Genomic DNA, 18,772 nt, shown 5'->3' with positions numbered 1-18,772 from the left:
TTTAGCGATCTAGCTTTTAATATTCACTGGGCAGCATGATGATCCAGCGTTCCTCACCCCAGCAGGCATAGAGTCTCATGCTGTCCAGCGGAAAGTCCGTATAACGAATGTGCTGCTTGGCCAGTACGTTGCCATTGCCATCATCAATCACTAGCTCAGCACCTTGTTTGACTTTGACTAACTTGCAGCCTGCAAAGGTCTCTTTCTTAGGTAAATGCAGGATATGACTAGCGATCGCATCCATGAGCCAATAGCAGCCTACAGTTTCCGCAAGATACTTAGTGCCATCGGTCAACATGACCTTGGGCCACAGGGGGTAGTAATACTGGGTGCCAGTAAATTGGTCCAATTGATTCAAAATCTGGTGTTTTTTAAGATTCATTTTTGCTATGCCTTGTCGGTAAAAAAGTATTCCTTGCGGTAATACTTAGAAACGAGGCAAAACCCAGCGATTTTGACTCGTTTGATGTATTTATGAAGTAAGTAACGCCTGCTTATTTGCCAAAGTTCGCTTTCAGGGCACCACTAGCTTTCTCAATGGCTGCATCTAAGCTGCCTTTAGTCACAGCATCTTTAATCAGCCCTAGAGTACTTAGTAGCTCGTCAAAGTCTTTGACTGCAATAGTCGATTTGCCAGGCTTTAGTTCAAGCTGCTTAGCGCCATAACGAATGGCAAAACAGAGTTGTCCATCGATATCCACAAACCACCAGGGTTTTAAGCGCTTATCAACTTCTATACGACGACTATTGCCTTCAAAGTCTTTCACGGTCTTGTGTTTACGTACAGCAAAAGCGGTGTTTTCTAACTTAGCCTTAACTAGCTGTTCTTGTTCCCATAGTTTTGCCAGCAATTTATTACGCCTTTGCACGACAGGGGGTTGATGTAAGGGCTTAGTAGATGTGACAAGATTTAATGTATCTAAAGAGGGTGCTGATACTGCTTTTGTGGTTGCCATGTTTTCTCCATAAGATGAGTTAAAAATGCGAGGGCAACACAACAATATGGCCAGAAAAGGGGTCTGGACAACCGAAAAAGACTGGTTTTTAGCCTTGTGAACACGTTCTAAAAAATATTGCACATCTTTATGTTCAGGCTAAATAAATCTGTAGAAAGCAGTTAAGAAGTAAACCAGTAAGACATAAAGGTTGGCACGCCGAAGGTAATAGTGCTGCGAAACCCGTTCTGATGTGTGACGGTACGCAATTCGGATCCCTTACTATCTGGCCTCATTGCACTACCCAAGACCCTGGCTGTTTTGGATGCTTTAAACGACACCCCGGGGGGAGTAGCGTTTGCAATGTTGTATGAGTTGGTAACGTAGAGATACGTGAATGTAGGCAAATTTTGAAGAAATTCATATAGGCTGAAAGTGAGTGGGATCGCCAATGAAATAACCCCACAAGCTAATTTACAAAGGTTCCTGATATAGACCGTAAATTGGCTGCGTATGACGGCACGTAATAGGAGATAGCAATACCTGCCTATCTTGCACCAGCAAGTTGTGTGTATATCAGTTGAAAACCTCAGTGAAAGGTTGAGCATAAGTTGAGCCCTTTAACAGGGCTTGGCTTGTGCTTCCTAGTGAAAGAGAAAAAAGAAAAAGAAACAAATGTGCCAAGCGGAGCGCGGGCACAAGCGAACTTCAGTTCGCTCTCACAATGCCACATAAGATTGCCAGATTGAAGCCATATATTCGTGGCGTATCTGCCACGAATTTCCACAAAATCCCCATGAATTTCAACTCAACACATTATTGTTGAATTGTGTTGAGTGCTTGTAACCACTTGAAAATCAAGCGGTAATTTTTCAGTAAATTACGGTTGAAATCCCCATCAATTTGAGTGTATTTGTAGCTAATTTCGGTAGGAATTTGGCATATCTGACTACAAAATATAAGTACATATAAGCAAAAGCAGTGATCAACGGAGGATATATGGCACAAGCAAGAACATTAAGTGATAGTGAGCTAGAAAAAGCATTGAACTATGCAGCAACGACTAAAGCAGGGCTGCGTAATCGCGCAATACTGCTATTAACGCATTTAGCTGGTATGCGTATAGGAGAGGTGGCTAGTGTGCGCTACTGCGACGTTTTAAGCAGCGATAACCAGGTATTAAGTGAGATTCACTTGGCAGCCAGTCAAACCAAGGGTAGTAAAAGTAGGGTGGTTTTGTTATCCGAGCGTATGCAAGCTGAATTAGCCCATTACATTGCCACTTATCCACCGAAAAGCCTGAATAAACCATTATTTCCCACTCAAAGATCATCAGGTTTTACGCCAAATACTCTAACTCACGTGGTTAATGGCTTATATAGACAAGCGGGATTAAATGGGGCAACGACCCATAGTGGACGCAGAGGGTTTTTAACCAAACTAAGTGAAAAGGGTGTATCTGTGCGGGTAATGATGCAGCTAGCGGGGCATAGTCAAATGAGTACTACCCAGCGTTATATTGACACTAGGCCAGACATATTGCGTAACGCTGTCGAGTTAATTTAAAGATTTTTTGGAATGATAACTACTTCTTGCTCGTTTCTCCTGTTGGTATAAAACAAAGCTTCTTGCTTTGTAAATTTTCTTGATTGAAGTGGAACATCTCCAAAATTCAATGCAAACCTTTGTTGAAATTTTTGCGCAACATTCCTATCTAGCGTCCAGCTATATCCACTAAGTTCTCCTGCTCTATATGCCGTAAATTCATCAGGAAGTACTGCTATTAATTCAGGTAAGGAGGGATGAAATCTAAATATCTTTTCCCAATTTTCTTTTCTAATGCCATCGGTTGTCAGTTCTTGCTCTGTCCAGCACTCAATTAAGAATTCCCAATGTTCTTGCAAAGTCATTGATGTTTGACATTCCTCAAGCAGCATTAAAATTTCTTGATCATAGAATTGGGGTGTTACCGTTGAGACTAATTCAAATGCATCTTTTGATGAGAGAATTGGTTTTTTAAGTATAGAGCTGTTAATTTTTGATCGAGCTATTGCAATTTCAGCGGATCTTTTAGTGCCTTCAGGGTCAATTAATGACCTATCAATGCCGCAAAAGAAGCGTGAATAAATTATTGGAAAATCACTCCCTTCCGCTGGAAGGTAGTAAAAATGATCTTCTCCTATCTCTTCAATATACTCTTGCCATATATTAAGTTGCTGCTCAGACATTCCAAACATAATATTTCCTATATTTTTTAGTTATAAAAAATAACATCATTTCAGGCATATCCAGCTAAGCTTAACTGTTTTTCAACATCCCTAAAGGCCAGCTCTATGTTGGCCTTTTTTACATCCTTTGCACTAGGTGAGACAAAGACATATCGACCTTGAGTGGTTACTTTGATCTCTACTTGACCTAGTTTTGTATTAAACCCATATATCGCAGTAAACCTAGGTACCAATTCCCCTTTATATGACTTATGCGTGACCGTTAACTTGGCTTTTGCGGCTTTAGGCAAAGTCCAATAGTCATTTAAATCCGTATCGCAGCGCTTAATCAAAGTCTTCACTGCTTCTAGGGCATCTTTTCTAGACAGTTTCTTGAGTTGTGGCAACTCCTTGGTCAAATCCTCGCCGCTATCTAATCTAGTCTTCACTTGTTTGAAATGCGATAAATCACAAGCTCGCTCTAGGCTCTGTTTTAAGGCACTATTGGCTTTGCGTTCAAAGAAAGTTTGAATAAATGGGGTCATCAGATCACCATAGCCGTGAGGTATTGAGCAAAGTGGGGTGTATTCATGATTTACGCCGCCTTGCTTACTGCTTTGTTAAGTTCATCTTTAAGTTCTTTGGTGGCCCTGGCGTTTGCTTCAACCAATGGCAAGTAGATGCCAGTACTTGCGCCAACCAAGCTAATCACATCATTACGCACTGGACTTGGATTCATAAACCGAAGAATCTCATCCGTTTGTGCTTCTTGATTGCTTGGAATCACGCCGGCAAGTTGTTCGGCCACCATTAAAGGTCTGAGGTGGCTGTAATGACGCTCAATCATGAGAATTGAGGTGCCCATTTGCTTTGCTAGCAATCCAAAGCTAATTCCCTCTAGAACTCGTTGAGTTGCATAGTAGTGACGCAGACTATATAAACTTCTGGGTTTGCCATCCTTATCACCTTTGTCTAAACCCGACTCCTTGAGGCAGTCCCCAAACGCATTGACTAGGTTATATGGCAAAGTGCCATCGCGCATACGGAAGATATGTTTATCTTCTTTTTTGGCAATTAATTGTTCCAGTGTTAAATCTTTGTATTCTGGCTGTAGTTCGCGTAGCTTATCTAACAATGGCCAAAGCTCATTGCGAGCAACAAGCTCCCGGCTACCTCGCTTACCTTCAGGTACGGTAACGTGAATAATGCGCATACTAGGTTTTTGAATAAACTCAATATGCTTCCATTTCAAGTTTTTTGTTTCTGTCCCTGGCCGCACTCCAGTGCAAGCAATAAAAGTCACATATAGGCCTAGCAGTTCCCGTAAGTAACGAGTCTTAGTTGCTCGTCCTTGCGCTGACCACTTGTGAATGAATTGTTGCAGTTCAATTAACTCGTCGGTGCTAAAGATGCCGCGAACTTCTGTAGCTTCACCGGTGTTCTTGGTGCTAGGTCTTTGGCTCTCACTCATATAGCCTTGCTCAACTGCGTAATCAAAAACGCAATTAAGAGCGGCATTGTGATTATTTTGCGTAGAAGCTTTTAATTCGTAACCAACCTTTTCAGTGCGCCAGCGATGAAAGTCAGAAATCAGGGCGGGGGTGATGTTATCTACGTGATAGTTGCCAAAGAATGGAGTAAGGTAGCTATCGATTGCGCGATAGTAGTCTGCATAGCTCTTTTTGCCCGTGCCAGCTTTTACTTGCGCTTTGAGGTTGCCGCTAACAACTTCAGCAACTGCTTTGAACTTTTTACTAACCACCGATAAGCCGCGCTTCTCTAATACTCGTGCTTCATGAAATAGGTCTTCAGCAATCTTCTTGGCATCAGCCAAATTGCTTGTTTTGCTGGTGATTCGCAGCCACTTTTTCCTAGAGCCAATTTTGTAATGAATTTGCCAGATGCTGGAATCTGAACGGCGCTTTAGGCGCAGTTCATGGGGTCTTAGGATGACCGTGGAGTCGGCTGTAGCTCGCATCTATAAGGGCTTTAAGTTATTAGCTACAGTTTATAGAAGATTTTGATAAACAGCAAATAATTGAACCGTGCGATTGGTGTGCGATTGAAATTTGTACAAAAAATAAGCAAAAAAAATGACTTGCGGTTAGCAAGTCATTGTTTCTAATACAAATTTGTGGTGGGTCGGGCGAGATTCGAACTCGCGACCAACGGATTAAAAGAAGACCAATCCGTTGGATAGGTTTTTAGAACCTTATTCCTAAAGGCTATAAAGGGAGGTATACTAAAACCACTAAAGTAACCACTAAAGTCGTTCGAGTCCTATTTTGACTACCAAACCGAAAAAACCTATAAAAATAAAACCTAAAGGTAGTGGAGCTATTCCTATACCCGATACGGTGGAGACGGTTCCTGGTTATCCAACCAAACTCAAATTCTTTAAGGTTTATTGTTCTCGGTACTATTGGTCTCGTGTTTACATCAACGGATCCTACAAGGTCCGAAGTTTGAAAACTGAAAGTCGTAAAGAAGCTATCAATCTAGCTAAAAAGTTCTACGAGGACTCGCTGGTGGGTGTTCGTACGGGTCAATCAAAGGCTCCCAAGAGTCGTACCTTCAGTAATGTCGGAATAGCTTATTTGGAGTCCATTAATACGGCTGGAAGTCGGGTATACAAAGACGATTCAAATAGGTTCAAAAAAGAACTAATCCCTCATTTTGGTGAAAAAGACATTGGTGAGGTTTCAAATTCAGATATTTCTGACCTCATTAAGAAACTCCAAAATCGTGGACTATCACCAGCCACTGTTAATCACTACATCATCGTTTTAAGAAAAATTCTCAAATTTGCTTCTGATAATCGTTTGATTCAGTCGATTCCGAATTTCCCAAGAATCAAAGGTAAGACCACATCGGTTACGAAGAGGGATTATTTCGACCAGAAAGAATATAAGACACTCACTGATACGGTTGATAAGCTAGTTAAAAAACAAGAAAAAGTTCGTGGGGTATTAATTACTGAAGAGATGAGATATTTGATTCAGTTCATGGTGAATACATTTATTAGACCGAGTGACCTTCGTGTTCTAAAACATCAACACATTAAGGTAATGATTAATCCTGATGAACCTAATCCCAAGTACAACAAATACCTTTTGTTAAGTCACCCAGCCACGAAGACTACAGATCAAGAGGTGGTGAGTATGTATGGAGCTGAAGGGGTTTATAAGAAGTTGTCTGATTACCAAAAGAAAAGGGGATTCGGTAAAAACACAGACTATCTTTTCTTACCTGAATACAAAAATAGAAATACGATGATGAATATTCTGAGTCGGTTATTCAGAAAGATTGTTGAAGAGGCTGGAATCACTGGTGAAGGTGAAAAACACACTCTTTATTCATTACGACATTCAGCCATCATGTTTAGATTACAGTTGGGTAATGTCAACACATTACAACTGGCTAAAAATGCTCGTACATCACAGGCTATGATTGAGAAACATTATGCTTCCCGACTAACGAATTTGATGGGTCTTAAAGAGTTACATAGTTTTAAGACTGTGAAATAGAAAGGAATTGATTTATGGAACAACTTCTTCAATGTAATAACTGGGACTTAAGTTCAGCTAAAAATATTTCATGTGAATTAGAGAAATTTGTACAAGATGGTGCTTGTGTCTTCAAAAACCAAGTTATAGGTTCGTCGAATTATAGTTTTGATGAAGATGATGGTTTTGGAATGTCCGATTCAGAGCTTTTGATTTCAAATTCATTTGGAAAAATTACTTGGGTTGATCAGTCACAAGTTGAGTTGGGAAAAGTTTATTCTATTGTTGATGGTCAAGTTAATTTAGACATGAATTTTGTTTTTGAGGTATTTGATACATGGCTGGATTATTGTGACAAACATTGGGATGAGGTGACCTCTTCAGCTTATTTCCCGATTAGTTCAATACCCATTGATCAGGGTTTGCTTTTCTATGTAATTGGTCATGTTTATAGGGGTATTGATAGAGCTGACCCTACTTACTCAGAGGATGTTGATGTTGATATAGCTTTACAGATTGGGAGGGTTCTTAAGTTTTGTCTATTTTATGGTGAACATGAACCTCATGAAACTAAAATTATGAGAATGATGAAAATCATTGGTAAAAATCCTGATTCCAACAATTTATCTATAGAGATGATGTCTGAATTAAGCTTATTGAATAAGGATGTCACATTAAAAATGAATGACAAACATTATTCAAAATTTATCATTGATGGATTAAAGAGTTTCTCGGAATATTCAGGCTACCCATTAGATAAGCTTTATACATATAACGCTTTTTTGCTTGGTGAAAATAGTCCATTGGCTAGTTGATATGAAATATATTTTTATAATTGGTTCTTTGTTTTTGGTGGGGTGTGTCCAAAAGACTAGTAACTCTGACCTATTTTTGAATCAAAATAACTGTACAACTTTGGGTGGCGATCGTGTGGCTATTGTTGACGGGGAAATTAAACTCAAATCCGATAATTATCTAATAGGAAAAATTACGGTTCTTGATAAAAATACTATATCTGTTATTGATGACACTGGGGTAAGAGAAACCCTCAATGTAAAAATTGATACAAGAAATGGTAAACGCTTACTTTATTCAATCATGGATGATGGTAAAAACATACCATTTGCTTGTGGGTTGGATTGATTTACTTAATCACCACCACGATAGTCCTAGTATTCTGACTCTGACTTATTGTGAACGACTGTTGTGTAGATCGTTTTATTGTCTCGATCAACTTTTCTTTCGATATCAGTAGACCCGTTTTGTTGATTTGATTGGCTAGTTGATCCGACATTTTTCTTTACCTTTTTCTTATTAAATTCAATCCATTCAACAAAGCTCATCATCAGAACATCTCCTTTCTGGCTCTTTGAAAGTTCTCTGAATTGTTCCAATGTTCGTTTAGAAAGCGTTTTAGACAGTATCTAACGACCTCTGAACGGTTATGACCGAGTCGAACACAGAGCTCATCAAATTTATTAACGAAACTCTCCGTAGCTCTAATTCCTAGTATTTGATTTCTAATTAAAGGATTGTTGTTCACGCTAACTCCGTTTTTTTGTGGTTTTTTTATTTAGGAGTTTTTTTACCAAAGTAAAAATAATGAATAAATATATGTAAAGGAGGGAGTAAGGTAAATGTTACGATTTGAATTATGAAAGAAAATAAACAAATTGATTTGGAAAGACTTCGTAAAGATTCTCACGGAATGATGAAAGCCATTTCACGAGAAGCGATGAAGTATCAATTTGTGGCTGGTTCACATAATTCTATTAAGTTAAGACGCTCGCTCGCTTTAATTGAAAGACTAGATTTAGTTAATAAAACTTTACTTTCGACTGATATTCATAAAGTTCATAGTAAAAGATTGGCTGATCGATATATCAACAAGTGGAATAAATTTAAGAAGTCAAAGATTGATAGCTGGTCTAAGTTACCGTTAAAGATTCGTAAACAAATTCCAAAACCAAATGATTGTGGGCTTGCCTCTTCACATCTACGATTTTTTACTTTGATTGATTCTGTAACAGAAGTAAATCATAAGTCTGCTTTAGGTGCTGTTAAAAAAATGAAGACAGAACTTTTAAAGAAATTAAAACTTCATAGAGGATTATGGTGTGTTGGTGTTGTTGAATGTGAAGTTATCTCATTAAAAATGATGAAAGAAATTCAGCGAGTTGGTAAAAATACAAATTCAGAAAAAAGAAAACTTGGTGTGTGTGATGTGCTGGCTACCGACATCAAGAATTCAATCTATAGAAATGAAGATAGTCTTTTTTTAATTCACTTTCATGGAGTACTACTCTCTACTAAAGAAGAAACCTTCACTTTGTTTAATGATAGTTTGAGAAAGTCAAAACAATGGTCTAAAGCACCTAGACAGATTGAAATTAAAAAATTAAGTGAATCATTTGGAGGTAAAGGTAAAACAACGGATAGGAATCTAAAGGATATTTCAACTTACATTACAAAAGGTGGAAATGACTGGTGTTTCAATAAGTCTTATTTGAGATATAAGATTGGATTTGAATTAGATGATTCAGAGGTGATTGATGAAACTACTTGGGTTCTTAAAAACTGGCGTCGTAGTGAACAATTAAGAAAAGAACATTCGGAAGATGGTATTGAAGATTCCTTATCAATGACACCTAGTGAAATAGCAGAATTAACACTTTTGATAGATCAAATAATGTCACTTAATCGGACTAGAACTGGGTATCTTATTTCGACTGGTTCTTAGCTTTTACAGGGTGTACTTTTTAAACCCTCTGGAAGCCTTATAGATAAAGGGTTTGTATTTAATAAACTCATTACTACACCCTAATTTGGGATTTTTACCTCGTTTTTAACCCCATTTTTCACCTTAAATTCAAGGATTACTACAGTAATCCATCAATAGTTGTTGTCTTTGACCTGAAAACCATCAATAGTTAGTAAAAATCTTAAGTGTTTACGAGGTGAAAAATGACTGTTTTTGGGTATGTTCGTGTTTCAACTGTACAACAGGCTACTGAAGGTGATTCGTTAGATTCTCAAACTAGACAAGTTTTGAGTTATTCAATTTCAAGAGGTCTAGAGTTGAGCGAGAGTGATGTTTTTGTCGAGAGAGGGGTTAGTGGTGGCTTGGAGTTTAATTCCCGTCCAGAGGGCTCTCGACTGTTAGAAGTTATAAAGTCTGGTGATGTTTTAATTTTTCCTAAGTTAGATCGTGGATTTAGAAACACACGAGACGCCCTCAATACACTACACCTGTTAAAAGAGAAAGGTGTTTCAGTTCATTCGATTGATCTCGGTGGTGATGTAACTGGTAATGGTGTGGGAGCTATTATTTTTACAATCTTGTCAGCTTTTGCTTCTTTTGAAAGAGAAAGAATTGCTTCACGAATCAGCGAGGTGAAGCAAATGAGAAAATCCCAAGGGTTTTATGTGGGTGGTCGTCGTGGTTTTGGATTTAATGTGAAGGATGGTAAGAAAGTCCCAAATAGCAAAGAACAAAAGTTGATAGCTGAAATGAAAAAGAAAAAAGCCAACGGTGAATCAATGTTGGCTATTCATAGGTGGCTTAACAACGAAATGGGTACTAGGCTGAACTATTCATCACTTCGTAAGTTGTTGGTGGAATAAGACTATTTTTGATAATGGTTTTCAAGATAATCAATTACCCAAGCTGGATCACTGTCACTGGGGAATATGGGATAGTGAACAGCCACAATTTTTCCATCTTTAGCAATGATGGTTACTCTTTTTAAGAGAGTCATTCCACCAGCTAAAAAGGTCGGAAGTTTGAGGGCTTTTTGAAATTTGAAATCAACATCACTAACTACTAGAAACGGTAAGTGGAGTCGTTCAGCCATTTCTTTTTGATAGTCAGTGGTCTGAACGCTTAATCCAAGTACTTCAGCTTTTAATGCTTTTAACTCTTGATAGTGATCTCTAAATGAGCAACTTTGTGGAGTACACCCTCTAGCCCCAGGTATTTGATCCCACCCTTCAGGTAAAGGGACATCAGGTTGACCTGTCATTGGGTAACAGTAGATAACTAAAAAATCTTTGAAAGATCCAATATCAATCAGCTCTTCGTTGGTGGCTGGAAGTGACAAGCTTGGTAAGCTTGTTCCAACTAAATGTTTGACTGCTCCATCATCTTGAGGGATTGGTAAGTTTTCTGGAATTTTTGTTAGGTCAACCATTTTTAGGGTCTATCTAATTTTTTAATCATATTAAAGAAGATATGAAAGAAAGATTGAAATTGGGTTTGAATCTTACCTCTATTGAATTGAGGATATCTGAAATGAAAAAAACCACTAAAGTTCTCACTTTAGTGGTTTTTGTATTCGAAGGCTCGAAAGCCTTGATTTGGTGGGTCGGGCGAGACTCGAACTCGCGACCAACGGATTAAAAGTCCGCTGCTCTACCGACTGAGCTACCGACCCAAATCTGCGAAAAAGAAGATTATAGCGGACTTTTTAAATTAGAGCTAGATTTGTCTAGATTTTGCGACGGGAGGATTCTTGGCAAAGTAACTTCGAATGCCTTTTACTATTGCCAAGGCAATCTGTTCTTGGTATTCCACATCATTGAGTCGAGCTTCTTCTTCTGGATTGCTAATGAAAGCTGTCTCAATCAATATTGATGGAACATCTGGTGCTTTTAGTACTGCGAAGCTTGCTTGCTCTACATGCTTTTTATGTAATTTGGCAAAGCCACCAATTTGTTTTAATACCGCATCGCCTAGCTTCAGACTGTCTTTAATTTGAGCGGTGGTGGACATGTCTAAAAGTAGTTGAGCCACCTGTTTATCTTGCGACTTAATATTTAAACCTCCAATTAAGTCCGCATTATTTTCTTTATTGGCTAACCACCTAGCTGCTGTACTAGTAGCCCCTTGTTGAGAGAGAGCGAACACAGAAGCACCTTTTGCATGAGGTTGAACGAATGCATCAGCGTGTACTGAGACAAACAAGTCAGCTTGTACTCTGCGTGCTTTATTGACGCGAGTATGTAGTGGTACAAAATAATCGCCATCGCGTGTTAAATATGAACGCATATCTGGCTCTTGCTCAATTTTCTCTTTGAGTTTTCTGGCAATCGCTAAAACAATATCCTTTTCGCGCGAGCCACCTTTACCAATTGCGCCAGGATCTTCACCGCCATGCCCAGGATCAATCGCAATAGTTAATAGGCGCTTATAAGGTGACTTAGCATCACTTGTTTGAGCGCTGTCATCTTTATTGCTCTTGTCTTGCTTATCTTGCTTGAGAGCTTCTTTCCTGGCGATGGCGCCAATAGGGTCTTCAAGATCCAAGGCGGCTGATTTTTTTGAGCTACTACGTACCAGTTCCATCAGTGGGTCATTAGCAACGGTTGGGTATAAGTCAAACACCAAACGATTTTGGTAGCTGCCAACTGGTTCTAATGAAAATAATTGTGGCTGAATACTCTCTTTTAAATCAAATACCAATCGAACTACTCTTGGCTGAAATTGACCTACCCGAACTTGAGATACATACGGATCGTTGCTTTTTACTTTAGCGACTAACTCTTTGAGTGTGTTGGTGAGCTCTAGTCCCTCAACATCTACGACCAAACGATGGGGGTTGGTCAAGAGTTGATGACTGACCTTCAGCACTTCATCTGATTCCAATGTCACGCGTGTGTAGTCTTCTGCTGGCCACATGCGCACTGCTAATAACTTTGCACCAAAGGCTAATTGAGATGGCCCTAAAAAAAGCAAAGCACTCGCTTTTGCAATATTTTTTAGTAAATCGCGACGCTTGGCGTTTCTGGGGATGAATTTCATAAAGCTTCTGTGAGCGATTTGCCGGCAGGGCTGATAGCTTTGATGATTAATTCACGAGTCTCATCATCATGCATGGTGAGGTGCAGCTCTGCGTCAACTGCCGGTAATGTTCCCTCGGCTTTTTCTGGCCACTCGACGATGCAAATACCCGGATTACTAAATGTTTCTCTAAATCCAGCATCCAGCCATTCTTCAGCGTAGCGCATCCGGTACAAATCGAAATGATGCAAAGAAAATTGAATGCCATCAGTTGCTAATTCATAAGGTTCACACAAAGTGTAGGTGGGGCTTTTAACTTTACCTGTGTGACCTAATGCTTTTAATAGATACCTAGTAAACGTCGTTTTACCAGCACCCAAATCGCCAATTAGTGATAGATGCAAGGCAACAGCAGTGTTTAACTTGCTTGAATTAGATTTTTTAATCAAAGCAGACATCACACCTGCTAATTTCTCAGCAATTGCTGCTGTTTGTGCTTCTGACGATAAAAGAAATGTTTTTTCTGTCATGGCGACCTACAATCTCACCAAGGAGCATAAATCGTGACGCAAGAAAAAATAACGACTGCAATATCTGTAGATTGGATCCAAGATATTTCTTGGATTAGAGATGCAGCCCGTTCTCTTGGATTTGGCGATATCAGAGTTTCTGACACTGATTTGAGTCAGGCCAGCGAGCGTTTGAAGGAGTGGTTGAAGGCAGGTCGTCACGGTGATATGAATTATATGAGCGAGCGAGCTCATTTGCGTGCTAATCCTGCAGAACTTCAACCAGGAACCATTCGAGTCATCACAGCTCGCATGGATTATTTGCCTGATAACACGGAAATTCGGCAATCTGTTGATTGGCGCGATATGGAAATGGCCAAGGTCGAAAACCCAACGCAAGCTGTTGTGGCCATGTATGCACGTGGCCGCGATTATCACAAGGTCTTACGCCAGCGCCTGCAAACATTGGCAGAAGAAATTCAGAAAAAAGTCGGCTCTTTAGGCTATCGCGTCTTTGTTGATTCTGGCCCAGTCATGGAAGTTGAGTTAGCCCAAAAGTCTGGTCTGGGATGGCGGGGTAAACATACTCTTTTATTAAACAGGGAAGCTGGCTCGATGTTCTTCTTGGGGGAAATCTTGGTTGATGTGCCTTTCCCAGTTGATGAGCCGATTACCAGTCATTGTGGTGAATGCTCTGCATGTATCAATATCTGTCCTACGGGAGCTATTACCGCACCTTATCAATTAGATGCGAGACGTTGTATTTCATATCTGACGATTGAGCACAAAGGATCTATCCCGCTAGAGCTAAGGTCTTTGATGGGTAATCGTATCTATGGTTGCGATGATTGTCAGTTGGCTTGCCCTTGGAATAAGTTTGCACAAATGACAGCTCTGCCAGATTTTTTACCTAGGCATGGTTTAGATCAGGCGTCACTGCTTGATTTGTGGTCATGGTCAGAAGAAGATTTCTTATCTCGTCATGAGGGTAGCCCCATTCGGCGTATTGGTTATCAAGCTTGGCTCAGAAACTTAGCTGTGGGCATTGGTAATGCCTTGCAAGCTACATCGCTTAGCAAAAGCCAAAAAGAGCAGATACGTGTAGCGCTCATTAATAAAAGAGTATCTGTGAGCCCAATGGTTCAAGAACACATCGATTGGGCTCTAAATGCAGGGCTCTAAATTCTGGACGCTAAATACTTGACTAAATAGTTCATCAAACCAAAATCAAAAAAAACAATAAACTCCTTTCATGAGCTTGAACAAAGAAGTTGTCTTACGAGGAGCTAAAGATGCTTTCGGTGCACCAGCTGCCGTTTTATTTGCCGGCATGGTGGGCTTTGGTGCGATGGGGCAAGCCAATGGTTTAGATATTTGGTTAACCAGTGCCACCAGTTTCTTTATGTTTGCATTGCCTGGTCAAGTGGTCTTAATTGAGATGCTTGTTTTGGGGGCTTCAGGTGTAGCGATTGCATTTGCTGTGACTCTAACAGCCACAAGATTTTTTACTATGTGTTTGACGCTGTTCCCGCAGTTTCCAGAAAAACAACGCAGTTCTTTTTACTATCTATTGGTTCACTTCATGGCCATGACTTCATGGGCTATTGCCATGAAAGATTTTCCAAAAATTGAACCAGATAAGCGCTTATCGTATTTCACGGGTTTTGCATTGGTCTGTTGGGGTGTATCAACACCAGGAACAGCCTTGGGTTATTTGATAGCAGGGCAGGTGCCAACTTATCTAAGTCTTGGCATGGTATTTATTAATCCACTGTTTTTCTTATTAACCTTTACAGAGGTAAAGCCCAGAGCTAATCGCATTGCTATTTTGTTGGGTGCTGTGATTGGTCCAGTGTCATATCTCTGGTTTCCTAACTATTCATTACTAATCGCGGGTTTGGTGGGTGGCACCATTGCATATAGCGTTGATCTTTCTCTGAGGAAAAAAGCAATTGCCTGAAACGACTGATCTATCAAATATGTTCAATGATGCAGGTATGTGGGCTGCATTAATTGCAGCTTGTTTAGGCACTTACCTATGGCGTGGCTTGGGTGTTTTCTTGTCAGGAAAAATCAGTCAAGACAGCGAAATCTTTAAGTGGTTGTCTGCTGTCACTTATGCCATGGTGGCTGCTTTAACGCTCAGAATTATTTTGTTACCTGTGGGTCTTTTGAGTACGGTGCCGATTTATGTACGCTTGACCGTTAGTGTCCTGGCATTAATCGTGATGTATTCAAAGCCTGGAGAGAGAATGGTGCCCGCATTGTTAACGGGCACCTTGGTGCTAGTGCTGTATGCGCTAGCAGTCAATTACATCAATTAATCTCTCGATTAATCTTTACTGCAAGTTTTGATGCCAAGTAATGGGTAGGCTGGGCAAAAACGGAAGATGCCTGTAGCCATTGGAACTAAACCAATCCAACCCCATGTGCCAACCACACCAGTGATTGCAAGAATCACTAAAAGTGCGCCAACAGTGATACGTAAAACGCGGTCGATACCGCCAACATTGCATTGCATCGTGCTCTCCTTATTTTCCACAATATGTGGCATACAGTAATTCCATCACTGACATCGCGATGGGACTAGAAATCTTGTAATAAATATGTTTGCCATCTCTGCGTGTTGATACAACATTCTCTTCGCGCAACACAGCGAGTTGTTGAGACAAAGTAGGTTGCTGAATATTGGTGGCTTCTTCTAATTCACCTACGCGTTTTTCACCTTGGCTTAATTGGCAAAGCAACATCAAGCGATCGCGATTGGCCAATGTCTTCATCATGCGACATGCGTTATCTGCGTTAGCGCGCATTAGGCTGATATCTAGGTGTGGCATCGCTTCATTGGTTTGAACTACTTGCGTATCCATATCAATTACTCTCTAAGAAAGATTCATTAATTACATTATATATTATATTTAACTATAAATAGATTAATTAATTGATTCTTATCAAAAATCATTCAGCGTCTGAAGGAAGTCACAAATTCAGGTATCGTAGAAAACACAAAAACAGATAGAACAATTATTAAAACCATAAAAATCGATAGGAGACGGTCGTGCCAAGTCAAAAAGCTTATTTAAATCAATCGGATGTAAAAAAAATCCTTGCAGCAGCGGATGCTCATGCGGAAAAAAACAATTGGGGTGTGAGTATTGCAGTTGTCGATGACGGTGGACATTTATTGGGTTTCACAAGACGCGACGCTTGCCCAACCATTTCTACCTACATCGCCCAAGAAAAGGCTAAAGCATCAGCTCTTGGGCGTCGTGAGACCAAAGTATATGAAGACATCATCAATGGTGGTCGTCAGTCATTTTTAAACGCCACAGCGGTTTTACAGGGCACGCTAGAGGGTGGTGTGAACATTGTGGTGGATGGTCAAACGATTGGCGCCATAGGTGTTTCTGGGGCTAAATCAGATCAGGATGCTGAAGTGGCCAAAGCAGGTATTGCTGCTTTGTAATGCAGCCATATCAAGAAAATCCCAGTCAATGACTCACAGGCCTCATAATAGAGCCCTGTGAGTACAGAACAAAACAATACCGAACTAACTTTTGCTGAAATTGGCTTTGCTGAGCCAATTTTGAGAGCCGTCTTAGAGCAAGGTTATACAAAACCTACCCCGATTCAGGCGCAAGCCATGCCTCATGTGATGCAGGGCAGAGATGTCATGGGCGCAGCACAAACTGGCACAGGTAAAACAGCAGCGTTTGTTTTACCAATTCTGCAAAATATTTTGCCAATGGCCAGCAGCAGTGCTTCACCAGCAAGACATCCGATTCGTGCTTTGGTATTAACGCCTACACGTGAACTAGCTGACCAAGTAGCAGATAACGCATTCAAATACGCCAAGTACACAGACATCAGAACTGCTGTGGTGTTTGGTGGTGTAGATATGTCAGCACAAACTAGCTTATTACGCTCAGGTGTTGAGCTATTGATTGCAACGCCAGGCAGATTACTTGATCACATCACCCAAAAAACAGCCAATTTGTCACAAGTGCAAATTTTGATTTTGGATGAAGCGGACCGCATGTTGGATATGGGCTTCTTACCAGACTTGCAACGCATCATCGGTTTGATTCCTGCGCAGCGACAAACGCTATTGTTCTCAGCAACTTTCTCACCAGAAATTAAAAAATTAGCGCAAAGTTATTTGCGTGATCCTGTGACGATTGAAGTGGCTAGACAAAATGCTGCAGCAGACACTGTCCGTCAGGTGATTCATATGGTGCCGTCTGAGCGCAAAAAAGATGCTGTCGTAAAAGTTCTTAACGCGCGTATTCAACAAGGTCTTTCTCGTCAAGCGATTGTTTTTACTAATAGCCGCATTGGTTGCAGCAAGTTGGCAAGTGCATTAGAGAGAAGTGGTATCAAGGCTGGTGCGATTCATGGCGACAAAAGCCAAATTGAACGCATGCAAATTTTGGAGTCATTTAAAAATGGTTCCATGGATGTTTTGGTGGCAACTGATGTGGCTGCCAGAGGTCTTGATATTGCTGATATGCCCTGTGTGATCAATCACGAGTTGCCATTTAATGCAGAGGATTATGTTCATCGTATTGGTAGAACCGGTCGTGCTGGTGCGCAAGGCGATGCAATTGCTTTGGTAGACGCCTCTGAAGAAAAGTTATTGGCTGATATTGAAAAGCTGATGAATCGCAAGCTCATCAGAATGCCTGTGCCTGATCCAGCTGGTGGCCCAGGTGCCGATCCATTCTTTTACATGCCTTATCAAGCAAAAGATAACAAAGCTGCCATAGATAAAAAAGATACTAAAGATGCAGCATCAAATGCTTCAGCGAATATCTCTAGCAACCCATCCATTAAGCCTGGGCCTAAATCAAATAAACCAGTTGCAGCACTATTGGGTGGCTTTAAAAAACCCAATTAATTTAATTAAGAAAAATTCACTCAACAAGCTTAATTAAGCGAATTTAATCAAACCCTGACTTAAAAGGGTTTGATAGTTGCTAAGGGCAACAGTCAACCACTCAGAAACGCTTAAATCAATCTCAGCACTACTTTTTGCCAATAGTCGATGGTCGGTGAGGCCAATATGAAGTGCAGCTGCGCTGAGCGCATTTAAGACGTTTTTAGAACTGCTGACATCGATAGCTGTTGCTTTGGTTTGCTTGCTGAGTTTTTCTTGGTTGTTATCAAGAACTAAGGGTAAGTGAACATAGCTAGGAGTTTGGTAGCCAAGTTCTTGTTGTAAATAAATTTGCCTTGGGGTGTTATCTATCAAATCGGCCCCACGAACAATATGAGTAATTCCTTGTAGATGATCATCGACCACTACTGCTAACTGATAAGTAAAAATTCTGTCAGCGCGGCGCAATACAAAATCCCCTACAGTTGATTCAATCTCAGCATCGTGAACATACAAACGCCAGGCGCAAGGTTCTATGATGTCTGTGCGCTTGCGACATGTTCCTGGGTAAATCAATTCACCATGACGATCTTTTTTTCGACCTGATGCTAGTTGCGCATCTTCAATTTGTTTTCGGGTGCAACGACATCCGTAAGCTTTATTAGAATCAATCAGCTTTGTTAAGGCATCGCTATAACAATGGGTTCGTTTGAATTGATATTCAATCTCCTCGTCCCAGCTTAAACCGCAGGCTGATAATTGTTGAATGATTGTCTGATCGGCACCTGGCACGCATCTTGGCAAATCAAGGTCTTCGATCCGTAAAAGCCACTTTCCGTCATGGGCTTTCGCGTGGAGCCAACTACCTAAAGCGGTTGCGAGCGACCCGGCGTGGAGAGCGCCTGTGGGTGAGGGTGCGAAGCGACCGCGGTATTGGGTTTTGAACATAGCTAAAATCAT

At 40.5% G+C, this 18,772-nt stretch carries 22 protein-coding genes and 1 tRNA gene; 11 read left to right on the top strand and 12 right to left on the bottom strand.

Features of this window, described 5'->3' with window-relative positions; translation table 11 throughout:
- Nucleotides 1-16: 16 nt before the first annotated feature.
- Both CFR83_RS02700 and CFR83_RS02695 read right to left on the bottom strand, forming a co-directional pair.
- On the bottom strand, nt 17-382 hold the full coding sequence (locus CFR83_RS02700) for a DUF6876 family protein (RefSeq protein ID WP_088812439.1): 366 nt from the start codon (nt 380-382) through the stop codon (nt 17-19).
- A gap of 112 nt (nt 383-494) precedes the next feature.
- Nucleotides 495-956: a DUF6641 family protein gene (locus CFR83_RS02695; RefSeq protein ID WP_088812438.1), complete on the bottom strand. Its 462-nt coding sequence runs from the start codon at nt 954-956 to the stop codon at nt 495-497.
- 978 nt (nt 957-1,934) lie between these two features.
- Here CFR83_RS02695 and CFR83_RS02690 point away from each other — a divergent pair.
- Nucleotides 1,935-2,501 carry a tyrosine-type recombinase/integrase gene (locus tag CFR83_RS02690; RefSeq protein ID WP_088812437.1) on the top strand — a complete coding sequence of 189 codons (567 nt, stop codon included), beginning with the start codon at nt 1,935-1,937 and terminating at the stop codon, nt 2,499-2,501.
- Here the strand turns inward: CFR83_RS02690 and CFR83_RS02685 are convergent.
- From CFR83_RS02685 to CFR83_RS02675, 3 genes are read right to left on the bottom strand one after another with little or no spacing between them, the layout of a single operon-like run.
- Nucleotides 2,498-3,172: a hypothetical protein gene (locus CFR83_RS02685; RefSeq protein ID WP_088812436.1), complete on the bottom strand. Its 675-nt coding sequence runs from the start codon at nt 3,170-3,172 to the stop codon at nt 2,498-2,500. The two genes, CFR83_RS02690 and CFR83_RS02685, sit on opposite strands and share 4 nt — an antisense overlap.
- A gap of 41 nt (nt 3,173-3,213) precedes the next feature.
- Nucleotides 3,214-3,687: a hypothetical protein gene (locus CFR83_RS02680; RefSeq protein ID WP_088812435.1), complete on the bottom strand. Its 474-nt coding sequence runs from the start codon at nt 3,685-3,687 to the stop codon at nt 3,214-3,216.
- A 50-nt stretch (nt 3,688-3,737) separates the two neighbouring features.
- Nucleotides 3,738-5,120, bottom strand: a complete 1,383-nt coding sequence (locus CFR83_RS02675; RefSeq protein ID WP_088812434.1) for a tyrosine-type recombinase/integrase — start codon at nt 5,118-5,120, stop codon at nt 3,738-3,740.
- A gap of 487 nt (nt 5,121-5,607) precedes the next feature.
- On the opposite strand from CFR83_RS02675, the gene CFR83_RS02670 reads away from it, so the two are divergent.
- The 5 genes from CFR83_RS02670 (at nt 5,608) to CFR83_RS02650 (ending at nt 10,272) form a co-directional block, all read left to right on the top strand.
- A complete protein-coding gene (locus CFR83_RS02670) occupies nt 5,608-6,669 on the top strand; it encodes a tyrosine-type recombinase/integrase (protein ID WP_165765040.1) in 1,062 nt (353 codons plus the stop codon).
- A 14-nt stretch (nt 6,670-6,683) separates the two neighbouring features.
- On the top strand, nt 6,684-7,463 hold the full coding sequence (locus tag CFR83_RS02665) for a hypothetical protein (protein WP_088812432.1): 780 nt from the start codon (nt 6,684-6,686) through the stop codon (nt 7,461-7,463).
- A 1-nt stretch (nt 7,464) separates the two neighbouring features.
- Nucleotides 7,465-7,791 carry a hypothetical protein gene (locus CFR83_RS02660; RefSeq protein ID WP_088812431.1) on the top strand — a complete coding sequence of 109 codons (327 nt, stop codon included), beginning with the start codon at nt 7,465-7,467 and terminating at the stop codon, nt 7,789-7,791.
- Nucleotides 7,792-8,302: 511 nt separating this feature from the next.
- Nucleotides 8,303-9,388, top strand: a complete 1,086-nt coding sequence (locus tag CFR83_RS02655) for a hypothetical protein (RefSeq protein WP_088812430.1) — start codon at nt 8,303-8,305, stop codon at nt 9,386-9,388.
- A gap of 224 nt (nt 9,389-9,612) precedes the next feature.
- Nucleotides 9,613-10,272: a recombinase family protein gene (locus tag CFR83_RS02650; protein WP_088812429.1), complete on the top strand. Its 660-nt coding sequence runs from the start codon at nt 9,613-9,615 to the stop codon at nt 10,270-10,272.
- A 2-nt stretch (nt 10,273-10,274) separates the two neighbouring features.
- Here the strand turns inward: CFR83_RS02650 and CFR83_RS02645 are convergent, their stop codons facing one another.
- The 4 genes from CFR83_RS02645 to tsaE form a co-directional block, all read right to left on the bottom strand.
- Nucleotides 10,275-10,838 carry a peroxiredoxin gene (locus tag CFR83_RS02645; protein WP_088812428.1) on the bottom strand — a complete coding sequence of 188 codons (564 nt, stop codon included), beginning with the start codon at nt 10,836-10,838 and terminating at the stop codon, nt 10,275-10,277.
- Nucleotides 10,839-11,005: 167 nt separating this feature from the next.
- Nucleotides 11,006-11,081: transfer RNA gene (locus tag CFR83_RS02640), tRNA-Lys, on the bottom strand.
- A gap of 44 nt (nt 11,082-11,125) precedes the next feature.
- A complete protein-coding gene (locus CFR83_RS02635) occupies nt 11,126-12,448 on the bottom strand; it encodes an N-acetylmuramoyl-L-alanine amidase (RefSeq protein ID WP_088812427.1) in 1,323 nt (440 codons plus the stop codon).
- Nucleotides 12,445-12,957, bottom strand: a complete 513-nt coding sequence (tsaE, locus tag CFR83_RS02630) for a tRNA (adenosine(37)-N6)-threonylcarbamoyltransferase complex ATPase subunit type 1 TsaE (protein WP_088812426.1) — start codon at nt 12,955-12,957, stop codon at nt 12,445-12,447. The genes CFR83_RS02635 and tsaE overlap by 4 nt, the downstream gene beginning before the upstream one ends.
- Nucleotides 12,958-12,990: 33 nt before the next feature.
- Between tsaE and queG the strand changes: the two genes are divergently transcribed.
- From queG to CFR83_RS02615, 3 genes are all read left to right on the top strand, one after another.
- A complete protein-coding gene (queG, locus tag CFR83_RS02625) occupies nt 12,991-14,118 on the top strand; it encodes a tRNA epoxyqueuosine(34) reductase QueG (RefSeq protein WP_423808370.1) in 1,128 nt (375 codons plus the stop codon).
- 70 nt (nt 14,119-14,188) lie between these two features.
- Entirely contained in the window at nt 14,189-14,896 is a 708-nt protein-coding gene (locus CFR83_RS02620; RefSeq protein WP_088812424.1) for an AzlC family ABC transporter permease, read from the top strand.
- Complete coding sequence (locus CFR83_RS02615; RefSeq protein WP_243383322.1) at nt 14,889-15,260, top strand: AzlD domain-containing protein; 372 nt, start codon at nt 14,889-14,891, stop codon at nt 15,258-15,260. The genes CFR83_RS02620 and CFR83_RS02615 overlap by 8 nt, the downstream gene beginning before the upstream one ends.
- 8 nt (nt 15,261-15,268) lie before the next feature.
- Here the strand turns inward: CFR83_RS02615 and CFR83_RS02610 are convergent, their stop codons facing one another.
- The gene (locus CFR83_RS02610) at nt 15,269-15,457 is read right to left on the bottom strand and encodes a YgaP family membrane protein (protein ID WP_088812423.1); all 189 of its coding nucleotides are present in this window, start codon (nt 15,455-15,457) and stop codon (nt 15,269-15,271) included.
- A 10-nt stretch (nt 15,458-15,467) separates the two neighbouring features.
- Nucleotides 15,468-15,806, bottom strand: coding sequence for an ArsR/SmtB family transcription factor (locus CFR83_RS02605; RefSeq protein ID WP_243383321.1), 339 nt, complete (start codon nt 15,804-15,806; stop codon nt 15,468-15,470).
- A 188-nt stretch (nt 15,807-15,994) separates the two neighbouring features.
- Here CFR83_RS02605 and CFR83_RS02600 point away from each other — a divergent pair, with 188 nt between their 5' ends.
- Nucleotides 15,995-16,402 carry a GlcG/HbpS family heme-binding protein gene (locus CFR83_RS02600; protein ID WP_088812422.1) on the top strand — a complete coding sequence of 136 codons (408 nt, stop codon included), beginning with the start codon at nt 15,995-15,997 and terminating at the stop codon, nt 16,400-16,402.
- A gap of 57 nt (nt 16,403-16,459) precedes the next feature.
- Nucleotides 16,460-17,833, top strand: coding sequence for a DEAD/DEAH box helicase (locus tag CFR83_RS02595; protein ID WP_088812421.1), 1,374 nt, complete (start codon nt 16,460-16,462; stop codon nt 17,831-17,833).
- A gap of 33 nt (nt 17,834-17,866) precedes the next feature.
- Here CFR83_RS02595 and gluQRS read toward each other — a convergent pair whose 3' ends face one another.
- On the bottom strand, nt 17,867-18,772 hold the full coding sequence (gene gluQRS, locus CFR83_RS02590; protein ID WP_088812420.1) for a tRNA glutamyl-Q(34) synthetase GluQRS: 906 nt from the start codon (nt 18,770-18,772) through the stop codon (nt 17,867-17,869).

This window comes from Polynucleobacter victoriensis (assembly GCF_900187875.1).
Lineage (GTDB): Bacteria > Pseudomonadota > Gammaproteobacteria > Burkholderiales > Burkholderiaceae > Polynucleobacter > Polynucleobacter victoriensis.
The sequence above is the reverse complement of the archived record's forward strand: the minus strand, read 5'-3'. Positions and strand labels throughout refer to the sequence as shown.